The 3,928-nt window shown below is 63.6% G+C and carries 1 protein-coding gene; it reads right to left on the bottom strand.

Going from position 1 to position 3,928, the window contains the following annotated elements:
- Positions 1–211 precede the first annotated feature (211 nt).
- Positions 212–3,844 (bottom strand): DUF748 domain-containing protein, encoded by a 3,633-nt coding sequence (locus tag VK519_RS00425; protein WP_324346592.1) that lies wholly within the window; start codon positions 3,842–3,844, stop codon positions 212–214.
- Between the last annotated feature and the right edge of the window lie 84 nt (positions 3,845–3,928).

Raw genomic sequence — 3,928 nt, 5'->3', positions numbered from 1 at the left:
TTGCCGACGCCGCCGCCGACACCACCGGCGCCGATCCAAGCCGCCGCCGCCATCCAGCCTGCCGGTAATGGCTTGCAGACTCCTCCGCCATCGCCGCCGCGGAACCGCTTCCAGCGCGGACCGGCGCCCCCAGGTGCGCGCAGGCCCGAACGGTAGCCAACCTCAAAGAACGCAGGCCGACGACAGCCGTCGTTTCAATGACGGTTGTTCGTCAATGCAGGCCGAAATCCACGCGCGTCGTCTTGCCGCCGTCATCGATGCCCTTGGCATCGAGCTTGGGTGCCGAAACAAAGACTCGGTTATCCGGCACCTTGCCTCGCAACCACTGGCGCACCGCATCGGCGCGTCGTTCGGCCAGGTGACGCAGGGCGTCCTGGTCGACCTGCACGTTTTCCTCCAGCAGCTTGCGCATTTCTTCCGGCGGCTGCGACTTGGTCAGCCCGACCATATTGCGCTCCTTCTTGAACTTGGCGTGCTTGTAGGCCTTTTCCAGGTAGTGATCGCGCTGCTCGGGCGTCATCTGGGCCTTGGCTGGGTCGGCGTTGTCCTCGTCGTTGCCCGCTTCATGGCGAATCAGGTCCTCGACCATCTCGTGGCGCAGGCCTTTCTCGTCATAGGCCGGATCCTCGCGACCGATGATGTCCAGGTTGAGCGACGATTTGTCGTTAAGGACCTTGACGATTTTTTCCAGCCGCGACGTGCTGTCCGGCGTCAGCGTGCTCGACCCAGGGGCGAATTCCACATAACCCAGATCCTGCCCGCCGCTGCCGCCGCCAAATGCCGAGGCCAGCAGCTTGAACGGTGCCGTCGCCGCCTTGGCGATCAGGTTTCCTATGGCGCGCCAGATCAGTCCGCCGACGCTGAATTGCGGATCGTTCAATGAGCCTGACACCGGGACATGTACGTCGATCCTGCCTTGCGAATCCTTAAGCAATGCCACGGCGAGCTTCACGGGTAGATGGCTGACGCCGGGGCCTTCGATACGGTCGCCGAAGGTCAGCTGGTCGATGAAGATATGGTTGTCGGCGGTCAATTTGCCCTGGTCGAGCAGGTAGTGCACATCGACATTGAGTCGCCCCTTGGTGATCGGGTAGCCGGCGTACTTGCCGGAGTAGGGCGACAGGTGGGTGAGTTCCACGCCATCGGCCTTGGCCTTGATGTCGAGGAAGGCCACCGGTGCCAGTGGATTGATCGTGCCTGCGATTTCCACTGGCGCGTTATCGTCGAGCTGGCCGTTCAAGTTCAATTCCGCCGGGGGGCCACCTGCGGCGGTGCCGAAGGCGCCGACTTTGCCTTCGAGCTGGGTGATGTTGGCCGTGTAGTTGGGCTTGATGAAGTTGTCGGTGTAATTGAGCTGGCCCCGCGACGCGGTGATCTGGCCGATCTGGATCTCCGGCGGCGGCCCCGCCGGCACTGACGATGCGCTTGCGGGCGCGGCCTGCGCAACCTGCGCGGTGCTGGCGGCCGGTGCTGGCGGAGGAGTCGAACCATCCTGCGCGCGCGTGACGGAGACAGGCGCGGTTTCGGCGGGATTGGCCACGACGTCCGACAGGTTGATGCGCCCGGTCGCGTTGACGATGACGCGTGCATAGAAGTCGTTGAATGACAGGGCGCCGATATCCACATGCGGCGCACCCTCGCCCACGCGCAGCTTCATACCCGACGCGGTCAGGCTGTTCCAGCGCAGGAACTCATCGTCCGTGGCCTTGTCCAGGACGCGTACGCGACCCAGCGTTGCCTGGCCCTGATAGGCGATGTGCGCCGGCTGCTTGCCATGATCGGAGTACCGGACACGCCCATTGAGTCCCAACTGCGCGCTGACGATGCGTACGTTCAGCGGCACGCTGATCAACGACTCGAACGGTGCGATATCCAGGCGCGTCGTCTTGACGCGTAGATCGGCATCCAGCGGTTCGGGCTTGACCGTGCCTGTGACGTTGTACGTACCTTTGCCGATGCCGCCATTCAAATCGAGCTTGATCGGCTGGCGCATATTGTCCGACAGGCCGTCCACGCCGAACTTGCTGGCCTTGATCGCCAAAGCCGGTTTTTTGCCGGTCGCGTTATCGTCCTTGAAGTTGACCGTGCCATCGTCCAGCCCGAAGTGCGCCACGCTCCAGTGAAAGGGCGGCGATGCCGCCGCACCGCGCGGCGCCGGCTTGCTGGGCAGCATGAGGCTGGCAAGGTCGAATTGGCCGTTGCGCAGGCGCCGGACATCCACTTTCAAACCGCTGAGGGTCAGGCTGTTCAAGCGCGCTTCGCCGCCGGCCATGTCGAACCTGGCGATATCGGCATGCATGCTTTGCCAGGCGACCGGTGTTGCATGGCTGTCCTTGGGGCTGAGCGCGAAATGGTTCAGGCTTGCCTGCGCCGGCTCCATGTGCACATTCAGCGCGCTGCCCCAGCTGGCCTGCAGCTGGGCGTCGGCGTCGATCGAGCCGCCGGTAATCTCGCCATTGAGCATGGGTGGCGCCAGCGGCACCAGGGTGGCTATTTCGACCTGCTTCAGGCTGACCTTGCCGACATAGTGATTGCCGACCAGGTCGATCTTGCCGTTGGCGGTGATGTCACCACCGGCCATGTGGCCTGCCATATCCACGCTACCGGGAGGGCCGGCCACGGTGGATACGCCACGCAAGGTGCCACGGAGGTTTTCCAGGGAAAGCCGGGCCGGGTCCTTGCCACTCAGGTCCGAATAGTCCAGCCGCGATCCCTGCAGGCTCAAGGTGCCGATGCGTACCTGCGTGGGCTTGGCCGGTGGATTGGTCGGTGGCGAGGGGGCGGTCAAGGCATCGAAATTGCTATGGCCACCCGGCAACTTGGTGTAGTGCAAGGTGGCGCGTTCGAGGTTGAGCGTGCCCAGCTGATAGCGCGATAGCAGCGGCTCGACGTCGTTGAGCGTAGCGGTGGCCCGGCCAAGCTCAAGCAGCGGCGTGTCGTCGTGGTTGGCCAGCTTGAAATCGTCCATCGCCAGCGAGCCATCCAGCCGCAGTTGCGATGTGTCCCTGGTCGTCACGAAATGCAGCTGCAGCTGGCCTGAGAGAACGCCGCTGGGAATGGCGACGGGCAGTTTCGACGGTACATAACTGAGATAGCGCGGCAGGTCGAGCTTATCCAGCTTGAAGTTCATCGTCGAATCGCGACTATCGGCGAATGGCTTGGTCTGTCCGTCGATGCGCAGCGGGCTGTTGTCCACGCGCATGGCCAGGAGCGGTTGCACGTAGACATCGACGCGGCTGGGCAGGTTCGCGACGAAAGGAATGCCCAGTTCCAGTTGGTCGACACGATGCTTGGCATTGAGCACCTTGTCGTCGAACTGGATGTCGCCGTTGTGCACGCTGATATTGGCCAACGCGAAACGCGTGGGCGGCGAGGGTGGCTCGCCGGGCTTGGCCGCGAAGCGGTCAAGCAGGTCGCTGAAATTGAATGCCTGCGGCGCGGTGCGGGTGATGTGGATCTGCGGGTGCTGCACCGTGAGCTCATCCAGCACCGGGGTCAGGCGGAAGACGGCCGCCCAGGAGGCATTGACCACGATCTGGTCGATATCGACGAAGGGCGATGTGCCGTCTTTTTCCCCGATATGCAGCTTGTCCAGCTCCAGCCGCAACGTGTAGGGATTCAGATGCACGGCATCGACGGTCACCGGTCGCCCGAGCATGGCCGTTGCCCGGCTCTGCAACTGGCTCTTGATCAGCGACGGGGCGGCGAAGAACCCGAGCACGCCGAACAGTACGATCAGGCCAAGCAGAATCAGGAGTGTCTTGCGCAGGCGATGCGAGCGATAGAGTCTTACGGCACGTTCGCGGCCGGCCGCGAGGCGGGAGTTGCCGATGGGGTCATTCATGACGGTCGATGCTCCGCTGACATCGCGAGCCGACGGTGTATGGCTGTGCTGCCGTACACGTCCCGAGTACTGCCGGCCTGCCTG

Origin of the sequence: Pinirhizobacter sp. (assembly GCF_035317885.1) — a bacterium.
GTDB lineage: Bacteria > Pseudomonadota > Gammaproteobacteria > Xanthomonadales > Rhodanobacteraceae > Pinirhizobacter.
The sequence above is the reverse complement of the archived record's forward strand: the minus strand, read 5'-3'. Positions and strand labels throughout refer to the sequence as shown.